Origin of the sequence: Pseudomonas sp. RGM 3321 (assembly GCF_022836805.1) — a bacterium.
Classification (GTDB): Bacteria; Pseudomonadota; Gammaproteobacteria; order Pseudomonadales; family Pseudomonadaceae; genus Aquipseudomonas.
Map to the genome: position 1 here is coordinate 1 of NZ_JALHBH010000029.1, position 420 is coordinate 420.

1 protein-coding gene is annotated in these 420 nt (G+C 54.3%); it reads left to right on the forward strand.

Annotated elements, in window-relative coordinates; translation table 11 throughout:
• Positions 1-420, forward strand: a 420-nt coding sequence (locus RGM3321_RS00095) for a transposase (protein WP_244391005.1), incomplete at both ends; no start/stop codon positions are given.

The following is a 420-nucleotide window of genomic DNA, read 5'->3' on the forward strand; positions in this document are numbered from 1 at the left end:
CCAGGATGCTCGTTTGCTGGCCCGATACCTGAAAAACGAGCTTGATGAGTTGCGGCCCTGGATACCTGCCAGCCCGCTTTATCGGCAGCTTCTGAGCCTGTTTCGACGTCGTGCAGCCTTGGTTCAGGCTCGTACTGGCCTGGTACAAAGCTGGACCAACGAGCCTTTTCTGAGAACAGCGTTCGCCCATCAGGTCAACTCGATGAAACGATTTGAGGCGCTCGTTGAAAAGAAGATTCGCGATGTACTGCAGGAAGCCGGGCTGATGAGGCAGGTCAACCGCTGTATGAAAGTAGAGGGTATCGGCTTTCTGACTGCAGCTCGTTTGGTCACTTCTTTTCAGCGAGGCGAGTTCAGCGGAGCGAACGCCTTTATCGCGTTTCTTGGGCTGGACCTGAGAGTATCCAAATCAGGGCAAAG